Consider the following 19,673-nt stretch of genomic DNA (forward strand, 5'->3'; position numbering starts at 1 on the left):
AGATGTCATGTTACAGATTTTAGTGCCTACCGATTTTTCGAACAATGCGTACAATGCACTTTATTACGCCGCAAAATTGTTCAGGGACAAGGAATGCAGTTTTCATATTGTACATGTTTGTAGCCGTGAAGAAGGACCTGATGGGCAGGAGGCCCAATCGGTATCGAAAAAGGAATTGGATGCTTTGGTGCACCGTTTGAACAGGGATGTGGGGCGAAACAAAAAGCATATCATAAAAAAAGTGTCGCTATGTTCCCCAATGGCCAAAGGAGTGGCCGGTTATGCCCTTGAAAATAAAGTAGACCTTGCCATAATTGGCAACAAGGGCAAAGAGGAAAAGGAACACATACTGTTCGGGAACAATGCCATGCAATTGGTCCGTGAGATTACCTGCTGTCCCGTATTGATCGTTCCCTTGGAAATAGATTTCAAGAAAATCGACAAAATGGCTTTCGCTACCAACTTTGCTAAACCAATTGCCGAGGAAAGCATTAATACCATTCAATTTTTTTGTTATCTTATGGACAGCATTGTTGTTCCCATGAGCATAATGGAAAACAACAAGGATAATGACGCTGTAAAAAATAAAACGGACTTTTTAAAAGCCATTGGTGAAAGGGGTGCAAAAGAAGTGATCTTGCCGGTATTTAAAGGCAAGGCGAATACCATTTTGGAATTCGTGGAGCTCTGGAACATCGATATGCTCTGTATGATCTACTATCCGCACCATTTTTTCTTGGAATTTATTGGCAACGGCATCATAAAGGAGTTGAACACCAAACTGGAGGTTCCTTTTTTGATCTTGCCCAATCCGGTAAACCGACCGACATGATTTAAATCATTTCATAGTAACCGACCAAACCTTATATTCACTTTATAGTAAAGCTTCATGGTGATGATAAGGGAGCGCAAAATAGAAATTATTCATGATGAACTGCAGGATTGGAAATCCTACCTACAGTTCATTGAAAGGGAAATGGTCTTTATCAAAGGATTGATCAATTCTTATATGTTCGAGCCAAAAACGGAAAAATTGTTCGACCGGCTCGAAACATTCAAGAAACAATTTACTGCCTCACGAAAAAATAAAAAATCACTGAATAAGGCCATCAAAGAACATGAAAACGGACTTGGGGGGATTTTTGAATGCAGCCAAGCGGAATGTGATAACCACTATTACGAGAAACACCAATCCTTAAAGGAGGAGATGACCGACTACATCAAAACCTATATCGAACTAAAAAATGAGGTTTATGATTATGCCGGCTCCATTCTCAAAAAAAGAAAACCAATGTACTGACTCGGCCATATGCCGTAAAGAATGTGGTCGGGCTCGGATTGTTTACCCATGCATTAAACGGTTTAATTGAGTAGTTATGTCACTAGTAAAATTGGATGGAAAGCGATTTCCATGGAACGAGAAGCTGATTGATTTTTTCAATCGGGACGCATTTGTTGATGATGATTTTTTCAACCTTGAAAAAACACATCCATCAATGAATGTAAAAGAACACAAAGATGATTTTGAAATCGAGTTTGCCGCACCGGGATTCGAAAAAAAAGATTTTGAGATCACTATGAAAGATGATGTATTGGAGGTTTCCGCCCATAAAAGTAAAGAGGAGGCCGAAGAGGAAGAAAACTTTACCAGACGGGAGTTCAATTACAATGCATTTACCAGAACCTTGCAGTTGCCCTCAACGGTAGATAGGTCCAAAGAAGTCAAGGCGATCTACGAAAACGGTATTCTAAAGCTCAGAGTCCTAAAAATGGAAGAAGCCAAGAAGAACCATAAAAAGGTCATCGAGGTAGTTTAGTCAAAATTAGCGGCAGATGCAGTTGCATCTGCCGCACAATATCATTTCACCGATGGAAACAAAATCAAAAAGAAGAAGATTCAGGGAATGGTTCAGTGCGGACGAACTACACGAAGAGTCCAAAAAATGGACCTCAGAACTAAAATTTGCCCAAGATGAGCAAAAATTCCTCAATAATATGGTCAAGGATTACACCCTGGACATTATTGATTCGGACATGTTCAAATCTGTTCAGCCCTTGGTCGATGCTTTGAACAGGGCCGAAAAGGAATGGAACGATCTATTCAAGAAAGTGCAGCTGCATGAAAACCAGCTACAGATCATGGTGGACGAAGTAAACCAAGAAAAAATGGAAGAAGCCTACTTGGATACCCACAGTGATCTGGGACAAGAGGTGGAGGATTACTTTGAAAAGTACAGAGATTCCAAAACCCGTATGTTCGATGTAATATCCAATGTGATCAAGCGAAAGAAACAAAAAAGATTACTTACCTAAACACGATAAACAATATAGAACTATGAAAGTACTGGTGTATAGTGCCAAGGATTTTGAGATTAAAAACCTAAATAAACTGAACAATGGCAGGCATAAAATCAAATTTGTGCCGGAGACCTTGGATTCGAACACTGCGGTGATGGCCGCTGGATATGATGCCATTTCCATTTTTTCCAATGATGATGCTTCCTTGGTCGTATTGGAAATACTCCACGAGCTAGGGGTAAAATATATCACGTTAAGATCTACGGGCCATAACAATGTCAGTGTAAAGTCGGCCAAACGGATAGGTCTTAAAGTGGCCTATGCACCAGAATATTCGCCACATGCCATCGCCGAGCATGCAGTGGGGCTCCTGTTGGCCCTTAACCGTAAATTGATACAGTCCAACAAACAGGTCCATGAGTACAACTTTTTACTGGACGATTTAATGGGCTTTGATCTTAACGGAAAAACGGTGGGTATTTTTGGAACCGGGCGAATCGGTTCCATTTTAGTGAAGGTATTCCACGCTTTCGGATGCAATGTAGTGGCCACGGATAAAAAACGAAGCCACTATCTGGAAAACCATTTTGATCTGGAATACTTGCCTTTGGAAGAATTGTGCAGAAGGTCGGAAGTCATCAGTATAAATACCCCATTGAATTATGATACCCACCACATTTTCAACGAAACCTTGTTCAAATCCATGAAGAAAGGAGCACTGTTAATCAATACGGCTCGGGGAGGCATTGTAAAGACAGAGGATGTGGTCCAGGCCCTAAAGAACGGCAACCTTGGAGGCTATGCCACCGATGTGTATGAATACGAAAGGGGAGTGTTTTTTAAGGATAACAGCAAAAATGGGATACAGGACGAACTTCTTAAAGAATTGATTTCCCTGCCCAATGTTCTTTTGACGCCCCATCAGGCATTCGCGACCAAAGAGGCACTTGATCGTATCGCTGAAACCACCATGTACAATCTGGATTGTTTGGAAGAGGGGAAAACCTGCAAGAATGAGCTGGGTTTTGAGACCATAACCCTATAGCAGCGGGCTCAGTAGTTTGGCAAATCCCTCGATCAATTTTTTGATCCATGCCCTTTCTTTATATTTATGGTAGTCCGCAAGCACAATGGATTTTTCGCAATCCTTTAAAAATTCCGACTTCAGGCGTTGGCAAAGATGGGCATCGTAAACAAAGACTTGGGCCTCATAATTCTGTTGAAGGCTCCGGTTATCCAGATTTGCCGTGCCCACGCTGGCAATTTCATCGTCGCTCACCATAACCTTGCTGTGCAAAAAGCCGTCCGCGTACAAATAGATTTTTATTCCGGCCTTGAGGTAAGATTCAAAATAGGCCCTTACACACCAATCCACCAATTTGATGTCCGTGGTGGTCGACATCAATATCCTGACATCCACCCCGCTCAAAGCGGCGGTCATGAGCGCTTGTAAAATGGCATGGTTTGGAATAATGTACGGATTTACGGTGTAGAGATATTTCTCCGCACTGTTGATCATGGAAAAATAGGCCTGCTCCATCACGTCAAAATCATCGTCCGGACCGCTGGGAACTATTTGCAGGGATTTACCCTGTTGTGTGGTTCTATGTATTCTGAAGTTTGATATGTCCACCTTCTTCTCACTGGCCAAGAACCAGTCCGTAACAAAGATTTTGTTCAGAAAATCGACAGCTTCCCCTTCTATCTTCAAATGCGTGTCGTGCCATTTGCCCAGAGTGGGGTCGCCCTTCAAATATTTATCGGAAATGTTGATGCCCCCCGTAAAACCGATTTTGTTGTCTATGATAATGATTTTACGATGGTTCCTATAATTCAGTGCAGTAAGGAACCTTCCAAATTTAAAGGGAAGAAATTGGGCTGTTTCAACTCCTATCGCTTTTAGCTTTTTTAAATATTTCCTGCTCAAGGAATAGCTTCCTATTCCATCGTAGAGCAATCGTATGGTGACATTGTTGGCTATTTTTCTTTCAAATACCTCCAAAAGCTTATCGGCCAACAGCCCATCTTCAAAAATATAATACTGAAGATGGATATGCTCTTCGGCCTCTTCCAATGCCTGAAAAATACTTTCAAAAGTGTTCTTGCCATCTTGAAGCAGCTCAAGATCGTTATGGCAGGTGACCGGACATTTGGAAGTTTTTGTGATCAAAGCGGCAATTTTCCTTTTATTGTCCGAGATATCAAGGTCACACTTGGAACTTTCATTTGTTTTGATGGGCCCAAACTGATTTTTTAAGGAGAACATTTTGCTTTTTCTCCTGTTGCGACCAAACAATATGTACAGGAGCACACCGGCTACGGGAATGGTGAAAATGGCCAACAACCAAGCCAAGGTCTTGCTTGGTCTTACCCCGTTCAGCAAAAGACTGACCACCATGACCAGTGCAATCAATATATAGATTGCGATAAGAGCAATTACAAGCATTTGATCCATCCGATCCTGTTTTCCAACAAATATAATCTACCCCGGACATCTACGGGTTGAGCCATGTCAGTTCATCGGGTAAAGTCTTATAGAATTGTTTATTGGTGATTTTGCCTCCCTTTTATGGAATCAAGCTGAAAGCGATCCAAACTTAGTTTTGGTGAAATTTTTCATTCCTCCGATGATTTCACCCAAAAATTATCTGGGATATTTCCACCATCTTTGGAAAGGCGGTGCAAAAAAGTAGAAGTATCGGTATTTGTGGATCTAGAAGGATGAGGTTGAAAAGTTATAAAATGATCAAAAAAGTAAAAATCCAATGCTTTTTTTGGTAGGTGTTCAATTAGCATTCACCATCTTGGATTTTAGGTTAAAATTAACATAATGCTAAGGACACACTACGTATTTTTAGAATCCATGGATTTGAAGGAACCCAATTTATGATATTCCAATCCTGTAATAACTCAGAGTAAATCAAATAACTAACATATGAAAAGAAGAGATTTTGTCCAATACGCCGGTATGGGTGCAGGGGCCATGATGATGCCCTCGCTTCTTATGGGAAACAATATTCCCGTAGAGGCACTCTTGGAACCGGGTATGGATACCGTACTTAAAAAGAAAATGGCAGATGTTGCCTTGAACACAGCCAAATCCATGGGAGCGACGTATGCTGATGCCCGAATAGGCAGATACTTGAACCAATATGTCTTCACAAGGGAAGAAAAGGTGCAAAACGTGGTCAATACCGAATCCTTTGGAATCGGAATTCGTGTGATCGCCAATGGAACTTGGGGATTCTCTTCGACCAATGATGTCACAGAGGATGGAATCAAAAAGGCCACTCAACAAGCTGTTTCCATAGCCAAGGCCAATTCCAAGATCCAAAAAGAACCTGTGGTGTTGGCACCAGTTCAGGGCCACGGAGAAGTCTCTTGGAAAACCCCTATCAAAAAGGACTTTAAGGAAGTGCCTATCTCCGAGAAAGTTGATTTGCTATTGAGCGCCAATGCAGCGGCAATGGAGAACGGGGCCAACTTTGTGAACTCCGCCCTTTTTATGGTAAACGAACAAAAGTATTTTGCTTCCACAGATGGCTCTTACATAGACCAAGATGTACACAGAATTTGGCCTACGTTTAATGTTACGGCCATCGACCGCCAAGAAGGTAAGTTCAGGAGCCGTCAGGCGCTGAGTGCTCCAATGGGCATGGGCTACGAATATATGGACGGTCTGGAATCCGAAAAACTTTCCGGTCCTGAGGGCATCAAATTGTACAACAGAAGCTATGATATCGTGGAAGACGCTACAATGGCTGCGAAGCAAGCCAAGGAAAAGCTTTCCGCAAAATCCGTAGAGGCAGGCAAATATGATTTGGTCTTGGAGCCGAACCACCTTGGTCTGACAATCCACGAATCTGTGGGACACCCCACAGAACTTGACCGTGTCTTGGGTTACGAAGCCAACTATGCAGGTACCAGTTTTGCCACATTGGATAAATGGGAATCCAAAGACTTTAAATACGGTAGCGATATCGTAAACATTGTGGCCGATAAGACCCAAGAAGGATCTTTGGGTGCCGTAGGGTATGATGATGAAGGTGTAAAGACCAAAAAATGGGATTTGATCAGAAACGGAATCTTGGTGAATTACCAAGCTATCCGGGACCAAGTCCATATGATCGACCAGAACGAATCACACGGATGCTGCTACGCCCAAAGTTGGGAAGATGTGCAGTTCCAGCGTATGCCCAATGTTTCTTTGGAACCCGGCAAGGAAAAATATTCTTTGCAGGATATGATCAAAGATGTTGAAAAAGGGATTTACATTTTAGGCCGTGGATCATACTCCATTGATCAACAACGATACAACTTCCAGTTTGGAGGAACCTTGTTCTACGAAATCAAGGATGGTGAGATTGTGGGTATGCTTGAGGACGTAGCCTACCAATCCAATACCCAGGAATTCTGGAATTCCTGTTCCAAGATCTGTGATAAGGACGACTACAGATTGTTCGGTTCTTTCTTCGATGGAAAAGGACAGCCTTCCCAGGTGAGTGCCGTTTCCCATGGTAGTTCCACATCAAGATTTAACGGAATCAATGTAATCAACACAGGTAGGACCATTTAAGGTTTATTCAAATTAAATAATAAGACAATGGCTATATATACTAGAGAAGAAGCAAAAAAGATTTTGGAAAAGGCATTGAGCTTTTCCAGTGCCGATGCCTGCGAGATAAACCTGAGTGGAAGTAACAGCGGAAATATCCGATATGCTAGAAATACCGTATCCACGGCAGGGTATAGATCAACACAGAGTTTAGTGGTCCAATCCAGTTTTGGGAAAAAAGTAGGAACCGCTACTATTGATGAATTTGATGACGCATCCTTGGAGAAGGTGGTAAAAAGGTCGGAAGAATTGGCCCAGTTATCTCCTGAGAACCCAGAATTTATGGAGCCCTTGGGACCACAGACTTATGATGAGGCCATCACGTACAAAGAGTCCACTGCAAATGTAACACCGGAGTACCGGGCAGAGGTCGCCAATAAAAGTATAACCCCGGCAGCTGCACAAAATGTTACGGCAGCAGGCTTCTTGGATGATTCGGCACAATTTTCCGCCATGATCAATTCCAACGGACTATTTGCCTACAACCAGTCTACCGGCGTAGATTTTACGGTTACCATGCGTACCAATGATGGAACAGGTTCTGGTTGGGTGACCAGGGACTACAACGATATTGATAAGTTTGATGCTGCAGAAGCATCAAAAATTGCAATCGATAAAGCGGTAATGTCCAAGGAAGCACGTGCCATAGAGCCTGGTAAATACACTGTGATTCTTGAACCGGCAGCATCAATCGGTCTACTGCAAAATATGTTCCGTTCTTTTGATGCACGTTCTGCGGATGAAGGTAGGAGCTTTATGTCCGCCAAGGATGGAGGAACCAAACTGGGACAAAAAATCGTGGATGAACGCGTTAATATTTGGTCGGACCCTTTGAATCCAGATGTGCCTACGGCTACATGGAACGGTGCGGGGCAACCGCTTAAGAAAACCAGTTGGATAGAAAACGGTGTGGTCAAGAATTTGGCGTACGACCGTTACTGGGCGGAGCAAAAAGGTGTAGAACCCGTTCCATTTCCAAGCAACGGAATTATGGAAGGTGGCGATGAAAGTTTGGAAGATATGATCAAAGGCACTAAAAAAGGTATTTTGGTGACCCGCTTTTGGTATATCCGTAGTGTAGACCCACAGACCTTATTGTACACAGGTTTGACAAGGGACGGAACGTTCTATATCGAGAACGGACAAATCAAGTTCCCTGTCAAGAACTTTAGGTTCAACGAGAGTCCCATTATTATGCTGAATAATTTGGAATCGCTAGGACAACAAGTTCGTGTTGAAGGTAACTTGATTCCCTATATGAAGATTCGTGACTTTACGTTCACCAGTCTTTCGGACGCGGTATAAACAATAAAATCAAAACAAACTGGTGGTCAGGTAATCCTTGATCGCCAGTTTTTATTTTGACAATGATTTTAGCCTACCACCCAAATGGCATTGGATAACGAATTCTTTTTTACAAGGTTACAGTACGAGTCGGGAGATTGGGATGTGGACCAGCGCATGCCTTCCAATTTACTGAATTCTCTAGTGGAGTACACCACTTTAAAAGTGGATACACAGGAGAAGATCATCACTTTGGCGAGCGACGATATTTTTAAAAGTCCGTTCTGTTATATCTCTGGGCATAAATTGGTCCAGTTCAACAAAAAAGAACGGGAAAACTTTGAAAAATATGTCCGCAATGGTGGTTTTGTTTTTGCCGATGACTGTAACCATGATATTGATGGCCTTTTTGCCAAATCCTTTGAACGCCAAATGGATGAAATATTTGGGCCAGGAGAATTAAAAAAAATTCCCAATGACCACGAAATCTACACCATTTTCTTTGAGTTTGATGATGGTCCGCCCACAACATCCCAAGAGCTGAACGGTTGGGGCGACGATTTGGTGCATGACTATCTAAAAGCCATCATCATAGATGGAAGAATAGGGGTCCTCTACAGCAACAAAGATTATGGTTGTGAATGGGATTATGACTTTAGGAACAAACGCTGGTACAAAATTGACAACACCCGATTTGGGGTAAACATTGTGTTATACGCTTTAACCTCTTAACAAGACTAATTTGGATAAAGAACTACAACAAATTGCAAGTGAAGTAGAAGGGCTTTCAGAAAAACTGACCGCCCTTAAAAAAGAAATAGGAAAAGTAATCATTGGGCAAGAGGATACGGTTTCCCAATTGCTCATTACATTTCTTGCAGGAGGACACGCCTTGCTGGAAGGAGTTCCAGGATTGGCAAAAACCTTGATGATCCGAACACTTTCGAATGCCATCGATTTAAAGTTCAAAAGGATTCAGTTTACGCCCGACCTGATGCCTTCCGATATTATCGGTACCGAAATATTGGAAGAAGATCATAGCACGGGCAAAAAATTCTTCAAATTCAATAAGGGACCCATCTTTTCCAATATTATTTTGGCGGATGAAATCAACCGAACGCCCCCAAAAACTCAAGCCGCCCTTTTGGAGGCCATGCAGGAGTTCGAAGTAACCTACGGGGACAAAACATATCCGTTGGACAAGCCATTTTTCATACTGGCTACACAAAACCCCATTGAGCAATCGGGAACCTTTGTTTTGCCAGAAGCTCAGCAGGATAGATTTTTGCTCTACATCAAAATAGGCTACCCAACGGACGAAGAAGAGACCCAAATTTTGAAGGCCACTACGGGCACCAAAAAAGCCCAACTGAACAAAGTGCTATCAGGAGAGGATATTGTGAGGTTGCAGCAGTTGGTGCGGGAAGTTTCCATTAGCGATGGGTTGATACAATATGTGAGCGATGTCATCAGGGCTACCCGTCCAGATACATCCAAAGTGGACTATGTAAAACAATGGGTGGACTGGGGTGCAGGCCCACGTGCAGGACAGGCCATGATATTGACCGCCAAGGCAAATGCCCTTTTGGAAGGTAGATTGGCAGTGACTTTGGAAGATCTGCAAACCGTTGCCTTGCCCGTATTGCGGCACAGGGTGCTCGTAAACTTTAGGGCGGATGCCGAAGGAATCACATCGGACACGGTCACAAAAGAGATATTGAAGGAAATTCAATTAAGGGATAAATAATGGCAGCACGGGACTACCACGATCTTTTGAAACCTGAAGTCATCAATACCGTATCGGGCCTCAGCTTGATTTCGCGTATTGTGGTGGAAGGCTATATCTCTGGTCTACATCGGAGCAAGAGCGTGGGTCCTGGTATGGAGTTCAGTCAATACAGAGGATACGAACCTGGGGACGACCTTCGGCTACTGGATTGGAAAATGTTGGCCCGTTCGGGTCGGTACTACATCAAACAATCCGAAGTGGAAAGTCATGTTACCGTAAAATTTATAGTGGATGCCAGTGCTTCCATGGAACACCAGGAGAATGGCATCTCCAAATTGGAATTTGCCCGTGTCATGGTGGCCTGTTTGTCCCATTTGGCACAAAAACAAGGCGATTCCGTAGGACTTTTTGCTTTAAATGAAGACGATTTTACGAGCATCTACCCCAAAGCCGACCAAAAACACTTCAACCGTTTGTTGTTGGAGCTTTTAAAAATATCCACCAAAGGGAAATGGCCGGAACTTTCCATCGCCAACCGAAGAATCCACAATAGGGGAGAAAAGGAACTGGTTTTTTTCCTGACCGATATGTATGAGGATGTGTCGGAACTGTCCGACTTTGTAAAGAATCTGAAAACCGCCACCAATGAAGTGGTGGTGCTTCAAATTATGGCAGGATCGGAAATGGATTTTGATTACAAAAAGTCCATCACTTTTGAAGACTTGGAAACAGGCGCCAAAGTAAAAGTTGATGTCAATAAAGCCAAGGCCACCTATTTAAAGGCTTTGGAAGAAAAAATAGAAGCGACCAAGGAGCAATTGTTGTCACAAGGGGTCCACTATCATTTGTTTCGGATGGACAGCGACCTTGGCGATGCCTTACAGCTCTTTTTAAAGGAACGAATACGATTGTAAATGGTTTTTGCGAATCCGTCATATCTCTGGGCATTGTTGGGACTTTTGGTTCCCTTGGCCATCCATTTGTGGAGCAAAAAGGAAGCCAAGACCATAAAAATTGGAAGTATCCAATTATTGGACGAAACCAATTCACGGCAGTCCAGTAGTATTCAATTGAACGAGTGGCTGTTGTTATTGCTCCGGATGTTGATGGTAGCCCTTATTGTATTGTTGATGGCAGGTCCCCAATGGCGAACCAAAGGAGATAGGAAGCAAGTCACATACCTTGTGGAGACTTCTCTTGCCATTGATGCATCCATCAGTAAAATATTGGATAGTTTACAAGAAAATTCTCCGGTTTTCCTGTTAGCAAATGGTTTTCCAGCTTGGGAGGCTGACGGGGATTATCAAATGCACAAGGAACAGCCCAACTATTGGCAATTGGTGCAAAAAATGGATTCTTTACGCTCCGATAGTATTGTGGTCTTCACCAAGGCATTGCAAAAAGGCTTTCGGTCGATGCGACCCAATACCCAAAAGAAAATCCATTGGGTGGTCACGGATACGGAAGGAATACAAGATCAACCATTAATGGCATTTAAGGGTAAAGACGGCATTGAATTGGTCACAGTTTCAAGCAGTGGTAAAACAACCAAAACCAATAAAAACGTATGGGATGATGGCTTCGAGGTAATAAATGACAGTCTTCGTTTGCTTTCCGATGAACCTAAAATAGTTCCTTTAAAAAAGTTGGACACCCTTCATGTTAATATGTTTGTGGAGGCGGAGTTTGAACGGGAAGGAAATTATATTGAAGCATCGTTCAAGGCCTTATCGACGTTTTTAAAACGGGAAATACTCATTCACAAACATGGTGATTCAATGAGTAATCAAGCCGATTTGAATGTTGTTTTGGGCAATACAGATAACAATCAGTTGGAAGGTAAACAGTTGGTATATCAAGAAAACCCGTTGTCCGAGGAATTGATCGAAGCAGGACCAGAGAAAAATTTATTTTACCTAACATCAAGGTTGAACCCAAAGAATACGATGGAACAACGCTTGCCGGAGCAATTGCTTCAACTATTGGAATTGGACTCCGACGTAAGGAATTTAGTAGCGAGTTCCGATATCAGGCAAATGGACGAGGGGCAACTCAGACCCAATTACGTGGAACCCAAGCGAAAAAGGGAAAGAGCTACTTTGCTGGATATTTCCCTCTGGATATTTGGCATTCTTGCTGTGCTGATGATTGTTGAACGGTTATTATCAAACTATAAAAAACAATGATGGAGGGCCGGTCCATAAAACAGTTTCAAAAGCGATGGCAGCGATCCAAATATCTGGAAGGGCTATTTTACGCCATAGGATTTGGTGGTCTTGTCTACTTATTGACCCATAATCTTGTTCATGGAGTTATAGGTTTTATAGTATCTGCCGCCATAGCCGTTTTTGTTTTGAGACCGTGGAGCATAAGTCAAGAGAATGCCGTGAGCTACATTGATGCCCATTTGCCCCAAGCTGGATTTAGTAGCGGACTTTTATTGTCGCCCTCCAACGAGCTATCGGATTTGTCCAAATTACAGCAATACCGTGTAGCCCAAAAATTATATCCCGTACTGGCCAAATTAAGTCCACCCCATAACTTGTTCCGAGCGGGGCTTGTCATGTTTGGGTTGATACTTCTGGGATTTGCAGCTAACCTAATGTTGAGCAAGCTCAGGAATCCATCCGAAGGAACCCCATCAAATAGGGAACAGATTACTTTTGCGCCTAAGGACAGCCTGTCCACCACTACTGAAATACCTGAACTTATCGGGACCAGTATCACCATACAATATCCAAACTATACGCGAAAAGGAACTTCCGATACTACGGACCCAAATATTAAAGCAGTACAAGGTTCCAGAATTGTATGGAATTTGGAGTTTGATGGCAACGTCCAAGAAGTTGAAATGGATTTGATGGGAGAGCGTATTGCTTTCACCAAGAATCGAGAATCCTACCGGTTGACCAAGACCATGGAAGCATCTGGATTTTACAGTTTTACGTTTAAAGATGCTAAGGGAAACGATTATGTGAGCGACCTGTATTCCCTGGAAATGGTGACCGATGAACCACCAATGGTACAAATTGATGGACTGGACAATTACAGTTATTTCGAGTTTGATGAGGATAAAAAATTGATTCTGAATACCAATGTTTCCGATGATTTTGGAATAGAAGACGCTTACATTATAGCCACGGTCAGCAAGGGTTCGGGTGAATCGGTTAAGTTTCGGGAGGAGCAAGTACGTTTTGATGCTTTCATTCCAAAGGGAAGAAAAGCCATCCAATTAAGACAGCCTCTGGATTTGGACGCGCTTAAAATGGACCCTGGGGACGAGCTCTATTTTTATGTGGAGGCATTGGACCAAAAAACGCCTTCCCCGAATATAGCACGTAGCGAAACCTATTTTGCCGTAATCCGCGATACCATCACCGATGAATTTGCCGTTGAGGGCAATTTGGGTGTGGACTTGATGCCCGACTATTTTAGGAGCCAGCGCCAATTAATTATTGATACTGAAAAACTGATTGCCGATCGACCCAACATTTCCGAAAAGGATTTCAAGTTCAGGAGCAACGAACTCGGTTTCGACCAAAAACAATTGCGCTTAAAGTACGGACAGTTTATGGGTGACGAGACCGAAATGCAAGCGGCGGCAGGAGCGGTTTCGCATAACGATGGCGAAACCGAACAAAGTAATAAGGAAGGGGAGGAAGACCTTTTGGACGAATACAGCCATAAACACGATAGCGATAACGAGCATAATTTGGTAGAGGAGCACGGTGATGAGAATGAAGGCCAAGAAGAGGAAGACCCTTTGCACGACTATTTGCACAACCATTCCGACCCCGAAGAGTCGACCTTGTTCGAGAAATCATTGAAAGCAAAGCTTCGGGATGCCCTGAACATCATGTGGGATGCCGAACTGTACTTGAGACTCTACGAACCGGAAAAATCATTGCCATATCAGTATGATGCCCTTGAAATTATCCAAGAAATAAAGAACAGTGCCCGGATCTATGTGCACCGCATTGGTTTTGACCCGCCTCCCATCAAAGAGGAAAATAGGCTGAGCGGAGATATTGACGAAATCACGAATTATGATAAAAAGGAAACATATGAATACCAAATGTCCTTTGCATCGACAAGAGAGGCCATTTCGCGACTGGAGCTTTTGATAGTGGGCAAAAAAACATTTACCAACACGGATAGCGCACTTTTTGTGGATGCCGGAAACGAACTGGCACAGCGGGCCATTTCCGAACCCCTAAAATATTTAAAAGTATTGCAAGGACTTCGCGATTTGGAAAAAGTGGCGAACAGGACCAAAGAAAACTATAGAGTGGTCCAGAAAAATCTGTTGTCCGTTTTACCAGAGATTGAGGACAACCCCATGAAAAGGAACGAATATCAGAATGAAATCGATCTATTGTACTTAAAAGAACTGGGCGTTTATGAATGATGGGGCAATGGTATTGAATCAGGATATTTTATGGCCCGTGGTTTTGATAGGGCTGCTGCTTTGGGCCGTTTTTATCTGGAAAGAATGGTCACAGCGAAAAGAGAAGAGGTTTTGGGTGAAGCTCGTCGCTTCATTTTTGGCCATTTCCGCATTGGCGATGATCATATTGAAGCCAAGTACATGGCAAGAATCCACGAAAGGAAAGGGAATCATTGTTACAGAGGGCTATCTCCCTGCCCAGTTGGACAGCTTGAAGTCTATCTACAAACGAATTCCGACAGAAGAGTACACCAAAGGAAAAACATTGACCATTTTAAAAGAGGCCGATTCCTTGTTTGTGCTCGGCCATGGATTGGCAACCTTTGATCTTTGGCAGTTGAATCATAGATCGGTAGCCTTTTTAGGTGGTGAGAATATAACAGGTTGGACCGTTATATCGATTAAGGATGAATTGGTCTTGGGCGAGACGCTGGAAGTAAATGCCAAATATTCCCATCCAAGAGTAGGGCACTGGGCCGTATTGGCGGACAATAGCGGTAACCCTTTGGATTCGGTGCTTTTTGAAGGTGTGGAGGAGCAGCTGGTAACGCTCAGCACCAATCCAAAAGCAAGTGGACGTTTTGTATACCATCTCTTGGAGAAAAATGAAAATGGAATACTGTCGGATGAGCCAATTCCCGTTCAGGTTGCCAAAGGAGGTCCCTTAAAAATTTTGATGGTCAACACCTTTCCGACTTTTGAGACCAAATACCTTAAAAACTTCTTGACGGAGCGTGGACATGAAGTATTGGCGCGTACACAACTCACCACAGACAAGTATAAGTTCGAATACTTCAATGGGGCGACGAGCCCGATTTATGGTTTTACCGCAGATAATTTGAAGGATTATGATCTTTTGATCATTGACACAGATTCTTATGTAGGTCTTGGAAAAGCATCAAAAGAGGCGATGGAGGAAGTTGTTGCATCAAACGGTCTTGGTGTCTTTGTACAACCTAACGAAAGTTTGTTCAGGCTTGCAAAAAGCCGTTCCCCATTTGTTTTCGAGCAAGATTTTGTAACGGAGGTCGTGTTGGGAGCAGCTGCCCAAAGCTTGCAAAAATATCCGTATACCTTCCAAGAATCCGTCAGAACACAGGAGATTATGGTGGACTCCGTTAAGATGGCCGCCTATCTGCCCAAGGAAAAAGGAAAAGTGGGGACCACATTGCTCCAAAACACCTATCAATTGGTTTTGGATGGGGACCAAACCCTTTATGCACGTATTTGGACACAAATCCTGAACGGTATCGCCAAGGAAAAGACAAGTGAGATAAAGTGGCAGGGCATCACTCAAACCCCAAGGCCCGATACCCCTTTTGAATTTGAACTTCGTACTTCATTGGACAATATCGACATACTCACAACCGAAGGGGCCAATATCCCTTTGCTCCAAAATGGTTTGGTGCCCCATAAATGGACCGGGACGCAATACCCTCGCAAAACGGGTTGGAACCAACTTAAGACATCGATGGATTCCCTTGCTCCATTTTCATATTATGTTTATGGTCAAGACGAATTATCATCCATACTAAAGGCCGAAACTTTTCAGGCGAATTATAATAAGTTTGGTTCCCAAAAAACTTTTGCTGATGCGGTTTCAATGGCTGAAAAGGAGTTGAAATCCATATCCCCATATTGGTTCTATGCTGTACTTCTTTTATGCTTAGGCTGGTTATGGCTGGAGCCAAAACTTGTGCAGTAGATAGATTTCTTCTTATTGCCACTCCTTCTTTACTTTGATTTTGTTTGCAGGTGAGTAAATTATTATTTGTCTTGGTTTGAATAAAATATGACGGCTTTCCAATTTATTGTTCCATAATCATTGCCAATTTGTTTTCTAGCGCTTCGATGGAGTTCAGCACGGTTGATATATGCTGGGCACCTCCTGCATAGTTGTCCCGATTCAGTATCAAATTGTTTCGGGCAACCGAATGGGAATCGAATATTGACGGATCCGCTAAGATGACATACTTTTGGAACTTGAAATCGATTAAGGGTGTTTCCTGTAAAAAAGGTTTCCAGTCGTTAAGAAAAGAGTATTCTATATCGATTATGGAACGACCCACCTTGGTAATGTTATTCTCGTAGTAATTACTCAGTAGTAACCGAAGTTCCTTATCAGAAAGTTTGTCGAGCCCTTTTGATTTTAAGGTTTCATAAGAATTAGTGATGGGGGCAAACCTTTCAAATTGAACAATATGACCGAGCCAAAAAGGTAAGCTATCGGGATATTTACGGTGCTGATTCACCAAGATTTTATCAATCGAGGAAATGGCATTCTCAAAGTTATAGTGAATCCGTTCAAGCGAGAACTTATCACTTTCCAAGTTTTCTTGGATCTGGGTAAGCATCTCCTTTTCAAAGGTATCGCTTTTATTGTTCTCGTTCCAATCGTTGACCTGCAACGCTATCAAAATACCGATTACAACGAGAATGATTTCACCCAAAGCATATTTTAGGTATTTACTTACCTTCCCTTCGGAAAGTAACCGTTGTCTAATTTTTCTAAATACTGTTATCATGGGCTATCGGTATCTCCAACTGGTGAGGTCGGCGCCCTGTGGGGCGCTCTCGGCAATACGTTTCATGATTTTTGGCACGTACATGGAGTTGTACCGCAAACGGCTGATAGCGTTGGGCTGGTCCGGGTCCCCGTTCCAACAATGTTCCGCCCTATCGCCGTACAGGACTTCCCCATCATAATAGGGTTCTGTGGTGCTCTCCAAAAAGTCCTCCATCAAATAGACGGCATTGTTCAAATAATAATTGTCCATATCGCCACAATAAATATGGATTTTCCCTTTTAGCTGGGGTCCAAGCTTTTCCCAATCCCTTTCCAGAATATGCCTTAGGTCATAGTTTTCCTTCCAATACTCGGCCACTTTGTGGTCAATATCCCCTGTCATTTTATCCCATATTCGAACAGGGTAGCCATCGTCCCCTTGCGGTGAATAAGTGGCTTCCCAAATATCCCATTGTTGACCTGACCGGGATTTGTCGCCCAAAACCAGTTCCAAATGGTTGCCTTGTCTTAACGTGGATTGTATATCGCCCAAATAATTCCTGTGGGAAGGAATTTCCAATTGCTTGTGCTCGGAATCGTAATAGTATGCGTTGTCGTCTTCGTAGATATTTGTGAGGCAATAGGCCCTAAAATCGATGGGGTCGGGACACGCTGCAAAACAGCCATTATACTCTTCGGGATATTTGACCTGTACGGCCAAAGCTTCCCAACCGCCCGTGGAACCACCATATAAAAAGCGGGACCATCCTTCGCCCATTCCTCTAAATTGTCTCTCTATTTCGGGAATCAATTCATAAGTGATGGCATCCCCGTACGGTCCCTGACTTGCAGAGTTGACAGCGTAAGAATCATCATAATAGGGGGTAGGGTGCTGAATCTCTATAATCAAGAAGCGGGGAAAATCAGGCTCGTTCCATCGCTTGTAAAAATCATAGGCTTCTTGTTGTTGAATAATATTGTAGCCCTCCAAATCAAACCGAGCAGAATATTCAGGTTCCAGGTCTGGGTCGGGAGGTGTGGTCCTAAACCCTCCAAAGTCACTGGGAAAATGTCCATGAAATACCATTAACGGATATTTTGCCTCGGGATGTTCATCAAAACCTTTCGGGAGGAGTACATGTGCACCCAAATACATATCCCTACCATAAAATTTTGACAGCTTCTCCGATTTGATTTTGATGTGTTTTATCCATTCGGTATCCTCTGGTTCCGGAATGGGCGGGATTTCTTGATCCATTACCACAGAAACATTTTCGATTCCATTTTCTCCAATGGTTATTTTGAACGGTTTGCTGTACAAATTACCGGGGGACGTGTTCCAATGCTGTCCCTCGCCATTGTCCATGGGAAGTTTTACGGTATGGCCAGTGGATAAATTAAAGGTTTCATAAATATGTAAAAGCGCTTGCACATTGTATTCTCCCGGGGGAACATCGGATAGGCTGGGATAGGGATAACCAAACACGGATTCATCGAACGAGATGGGTTTTCCCGGTGCCATTCCCTCTACGTTGACTCCAAAAATAAGCTGTGTGTCCAGGCCATCGTTAATTTGAAACCGGGGCTCCTTGCTATCATCCGTGGAAAGCATCAATAATAACCTTCCATCCTTACTTTCCGGGCTCACGGTTTCGGTAAAGTTGACGGCAATTTCAAATGTTGATTTTTCGGTAGGACCGCAGGATAAGATCAATAAGCAGCAGAAACAAAAGAATAATGGGAGTTTGGTCATGATGGTCGGGTTTAGAGCAAAAAGATAAACCATTTAACCGATTGGCCAAAGTGTAAAGTGTTATTTATAAGTGTATTCGTTCGGTTCAATATGAATGAGCACATGACCGAGATTGGGAATCTCTTTCCGTAGATGATCTTTAAGGTTATGTGCGATCCAATGTCCTTTTTCTACCGAAATTTCACCGTTTACAATGGCATGAAGATCTACATGGTGTTGCATCCCGGATTTTCGGATAAAACATTTTTCCGTACCCAATATTCCCTCAACTTCCATGGATTTCTCCCTAATTTCTTGGATCAGATCATCATATTGGTGCTCATCCATAATTTCGCCCAAAGCGGGACGAAAGATCAAATAACTGTTGTAAAGTATAAATCCGGATGCCAAAAGTGCCGCCCAGTCGTCTGCCGTTTCGTAGCCCTCTCCAAAGATAAGGGCAATGGTAATCCCGATAAAGGCCATTACCGATGTGATGGCATCGCTCCTATGGTGCCATGCATCCGCGCGCAATGAGGAACTTTGGGTCTGCCTGCTTTTTCTGATGACTACCTGAAAGGAGACTTCTTTCCAAAGAATGATGACCCCGAGTACGATCAGTGTCCAAGGTTTTGGTGTTTTATGCGGGGTCTGAATGTGTTGAATGCTCTCGTAGGCTATGATGGTTGCCGAGGTGACCAAAAAGGCCACGACCACAAATGTGATCAGCGGCTCTATTTTTCCGTGCCCGTAGGGATGGTTTTCATCAGGTGGTTTCTCCGCATATTTGAATCCCAAGAGCACTAAAAATGAAGAGAAAATATCTGTAGTGGATTCAATGGCATCTGCGATCAATGCATAGGAATTTCCAAAAAAACCGGCCAAACCTTTTGTCAACGCCAAAGCTACATTGCCGATAATACTGAAATAAGTGGTCCGTATGGCGGTTTTCTCGTTGCTCATTTGATGCTGCTAAGATCGTATAAATGGCCGAATTTTGAATGCAATATGTGGTATCAAAAAATCCCCGACAACTGGATTGCTCCAAATGCCGGGGATAAA

General features: G+C 43.0%; 17 protein-coding genes. 13 read left to right on the forward strand and 4 right to left on the reverse strand.

Translation table 11 applies throughout. From position 1 onward, the window contains the following. Window positions 1-7: 7 nt before the first annotated feature. The 5 genes from SD449_RS18750 to SD449_RS18770 all read left to right on the forward strand — a co-directional run bounded on the left by SD449_RS18750 (window position 8) and on the right by SD449_RS18770 (window position 3,343). The gene (locus SD449_RS18750) at window positions 8-832 is read left to right on the forward strand and encodes a universal stress protein (RefSeq protein WP_318312800.1); all 825 of its coding nucleotides are present in this window, start codon (window positions 8-10) and stop codon (window positions 830-832) included. A gap of 63 nt (window positions 833-895) precedes the next feature. After that, the gene (locus SD449_RS18755; RefSeq protein WP_318312802.1) at window positions 896-1,300 is read left to right on the forward strand and encodes a hypothetical protein; all 405 of its coding nucleotides are present in this window, start codon (window positions 896-898) and stop codon (window positions 1,298-1,300) included. Between the two features lie 76 nt (window positions 1,301-1,376). After that, a complete protein-coding gene (locus tag SD449_RS18760; RefSeq protein ID WP_318312803.1) occupies window positions 1,377-1,817 on the forward strand; it encodes an Hsp20/alpha crystallin family protein in 441 nt (146 codons plus the stop codon). A gap of 16 nt (window positions 1,818-1,833) precedes the next feature. Next, window positions 1,834-2,313 (forward strand): hypothetical protein, encoded by a 480-nt coding sequence (locus SD449_RS18765; protein WP_318312805.1) that lies wholly within the window; start codon window positions 1,834-1,836, stop codon window positions 2,311-2,313. Window positions 2,314-2,335: 22 nt separating this feature from the next. Further along, window positions 2,336-3,343: a 2-hydroxyacid dehydrogenase gene (locus SD449_RS18770; protein WP_318312806.1), complete on the forward strand. Its 1,008-nt coding sequence runs from the start codon at window positions 2,336-2,338 to the stop codon at window positions 3,341-3,343. Here SD449_RS18770 and cls read toward each other — a convergent pair. After that, window positions 3,338-4,753: a cardiolipin synthase gene (gene cls / locus SD449_RS18775; protein ID WP_318312808.1), complete on the reverse strand. Its 1,416-nt coding sequence runs from the start codon at window positions 4,751-4,753 to the stop codon at window positions 3,338-3,340. The genes SD449_RS18770 and cls overlap by 6 nt on opposite strands. Before the next feature lie 480 nt (window positions 4,754-5,233). On the opposite strand from cls, the gene SD449_RS18780 reads away from it, so the two are divergent. The 8 genes from SD449_RS18780 to SD449_RS18815 all read left to right on the forward strand — a co-directional run bounded on the left by SD449_RS18780 (window position 5,234) and on the right by SD449_RS18815 (window position 16,078). Continuing rightward, the gene (locus SD449_RS18780) at window positions 5,234-6,874 is read left to right on the forward strand and encodes a TldD/PmbA family protein (protein ID WP_318312809.1); all 1,641 of its coding nucleotides are present in this window, start codon (window positions 5,234-5,236) and stop codon (window positions 6,872-6,874) included. Between the two features lie 27 nt (window positions 6,875-6,901). Then, on the forward strand, window positions 6,902-8,218 hold the full coding sequence (locus SD449_RS18785) for a TldD/PmbA family protein (RefSeq protein WP_318312810.1): 1,317 nt from the start codon (window positions 6,902-6,904) through the stop codon (window positions 8,216-8,218). Window positions 8,219-8,308: 90 nt separating this feature from the next. Continuing rightward, window positions 8,309-8,929 carry a DUF4159 domain-containing protein gene (locus SD449_RS18790; RefSeq protein ID WP_207032232.1) on the forward strand — a complete coding sequence of 207 codons (621 nt, stop codon included), beginning with the start codon at window positions 8,309-8,311 and terminating at the stop codon, window positions 8,927-8,929. Window positions 8,930-8,939: 10 nt separating this feature from the next. Then, window positions 8,940-9,944, forward strand: a complete 1,005-nt coding sequence (locus SD449_RS18795) for an AAA family ATPase (RefSeq protein ID WP_318312812.1) — start codon at window positions 8,940-8,942, stop codon at window positions 9,942-9,944. After that, window positions 9,944-10,840, forward strand: coding sequence for a DUF58 domain-containing protein (locus SD449_RS18800; protein ID WP_318312813.1), 897 nt, complete (start codon window positions 9,944-9,946; stop codon window positions 10,838-10,840). The genes SD449_RS18795 and SD449_RS18800 overlap by 1 nt, the downstream gene beginning before the upstream one ends. Continuing rightward, window positions 10,841-12,112 carry a BatA domain-containing protein gene (locus SD449_RS18805; RefSeq protein WP_318312814.1) on the forward strand — a complete coding sequence of 424 codons (1,272 nt, stop codon included), beginning with the start codon at window positions 10,841-10,843 and terminating at the stop codon, window positions 12,110-12,112. Continuing rightward, window positions 12,109-14,334, forward strand: a complete 2,226-nt coding sequence (locus tag SD449_RS18810) for a tryptophan-rich sensory protein (protein ID WP_318312815.1) — start codon at window positions 12,109-12,111, stop codon at window positions 14,332-14,334. The genes SD449_RS18805 and SD449_RS18810 overlap by 4 nt, the downstream gene beginning before the upstream one ends. Beyond that, the gene (locus tag SD449_RS18815; RefSeq protein WP_318312816.1) at window positions 14,327-16,078 is read left to right on the forward strand and encodes a hypothetical protein; all 1,752 of its coding nucleotides are present in this window, start codon (window positions 14,327-14,329) and stop codon (window positions 16,076-16,078) included. The genes SD449_RS18810 and SD449_RS18815 overlap by 8 nt, the downstream gene beginning before the upstream one ends. Window positions 16,079-16,181: 103 nt before the next feature. Here the strand turns inward: SD449_RS18815 and SD449_RS18820 are convergent, their stop codons facing one another. Genes SD449_RS18820 through SD449_RS18830 form a run of 3 tightly spaced genes read right to left on the reverse strand, consistent with a single transcriptional unit; the run spans window position 16,182 to window position 19,574 of the window. After that, complete coding sequence (locus SD449_RS18820; RefSeq protein ID WP_318312817.1) at window positions 16,182-16,898, reverse strand: DUF6090 family protein; 717 nt, start codon at window positions 16,896-16,898, stop codon at window positions 16,182-16,184. Between the two features lie 3 nt (window positions 16,899-16,901). Continuing rightward, window positions 16,902-18,632, reverse strand: a complete 1,731-nt coding sequence (locus SD449_RS18825) for an alpha/beta hydrolase-fold protein (RefSeq protein WP_318312819.1) — start codon at window positions 18,630-18,632, stop codon at window positions 16,902-16,904. Between the two features lie 60 nt (window positions 18,633-18,692). Further along, complete coding sequence (locus SD449_RS18830) at window positions 18,693-19,574, reverse strand: cation diffusion facilitator family transporter (protein ID WP_318312821.1); 882 nt, start codon at window positions 19,572-19,574, stop codon at window positions 18,693-18,695. Window positions 19,575-19,673 lie beyond the last annotated feature (99 nt).

Origin of the sequence: Flagellimonas crocea (assembly GCF_033441595.1) — a bacterium.
GTDB classification, from domain to species: domain Bacteria; phylum Bacteroidota; class Bacteroidia; order Flavobacteriales; family Flavobacteriaceae; genus Flagellimonas; species Flagellimonas crocea.

What these genes read in the sequence shown, in the direction of transcription:
- SD449_RS18755 (WP_318312802.1), top strand. Translation starts at nt 896, where the DNA reads ATGATAAGGGAGCGCAAAATAGAAATTATTCATGATGAACTGCAGGAT.
- SD449_RS18820 (WP_318312817.1), bottom strand. Translation starts at nt 16,898, where the DNA reads ATGATAACAGTATTTAGAAAAATTAGACAACGGTTACTTTCCGAAGGG.
- SD449_RS18780 (WP_318312809.1), top strand. Translation starts at nt 5,234, where the DNA reads ATGAAAAGAAGAGATTTTGTCCAATACGCCGGTATGGGTGCAGGGGCC.
- SD449_RS18805 (WP_318312814.1), top strand. Translation starts at nt 10,841, where the DNA reads ATGGTTTTTGCGAATCCGTCATATCTCTGGGCATTGTTGGGACTTTTG.
- SD449_RS18765 (WP_318312805.1), top strand. Translation starts at nt 1,834, where the DNA reads ATGCAGTTGCATCTGCCGCACAATATCATTTCACCGATGGAAACAAAA.
- SD449_RS18785 (WP_318312810.1), top strand. Translation starts at nt 6,902, where the DNA reads ATGGCTATATATACTAGAGAAGAAGCAAAAAAGATTTTGGAAAAGGCA.
- SD449_RS18750 (WP_318312800.1), top strand. Translation starts at nt 8, where the DNA reads ATGTTACAGATTTTAGTGCCTACCGATTTTTCGAACAATGCGTACAAT.
- SD449_RS18760 (WP_318312803.1), top strand. Translation starts at nt 1,377, where the DNA reads ATGTCACTAGTAAAATTGGATGGAAAGCGATTTCCATGGAACGAGAAG.
- cls (WP_318312808.1), bottom strand. Translation starts at nt 4,753, where the DNA reads ATGGATCAAATGCTTGTAATTGCTCTTATCGCAATCTATATATTGATT.
- SD449_RS18770 (WP_318312806.1), top strand. Translation starts at nt 2,336, where the DNA reads ATGAAAGTACTGGTGTATAGTGCCAAGGATTTTGAGATTAAAAACCTA.
- SD449_RS18800 (WP_318312813.1), top strand. Translation starts at nt 9,944, where the DNA reads ATGGCAGCACGGGACTACCACGATCTTTTGAAACCTGAAGTCATCAAT.
- SD449_RS18825 (WP_318312819.1), bottom strand. Translation starts at nt 18,632, where the DNA reads ATGACCAAACTCCCATTATTCTTTTGTTTCTGCTGCTTATTGATCTTA.
- SD449_RS18830 (WP_318312821.1), bottom strand. Translation starts at nt 19,574, where the DNA reads ATGAGCAACGAGAAAACCGCCATACGGACCACTTATTTCAGTATTATC.
- SD449_RS18815 (WP_318312816.1), top strand. Translation starts at nt 14,327, where the DNA reads ATGAATGATGGGGCAATGGTATTGAATCAGGATATTTTATGGCCCGTG.
- SD449_RS18810 (WP_318312815.1), top strand. Translation starts at nt 12,109, where the DNA reads ATGATGGAGGGCCGGTCCATAAAACAGTTTCAAAAGCGATGGCAGCGA.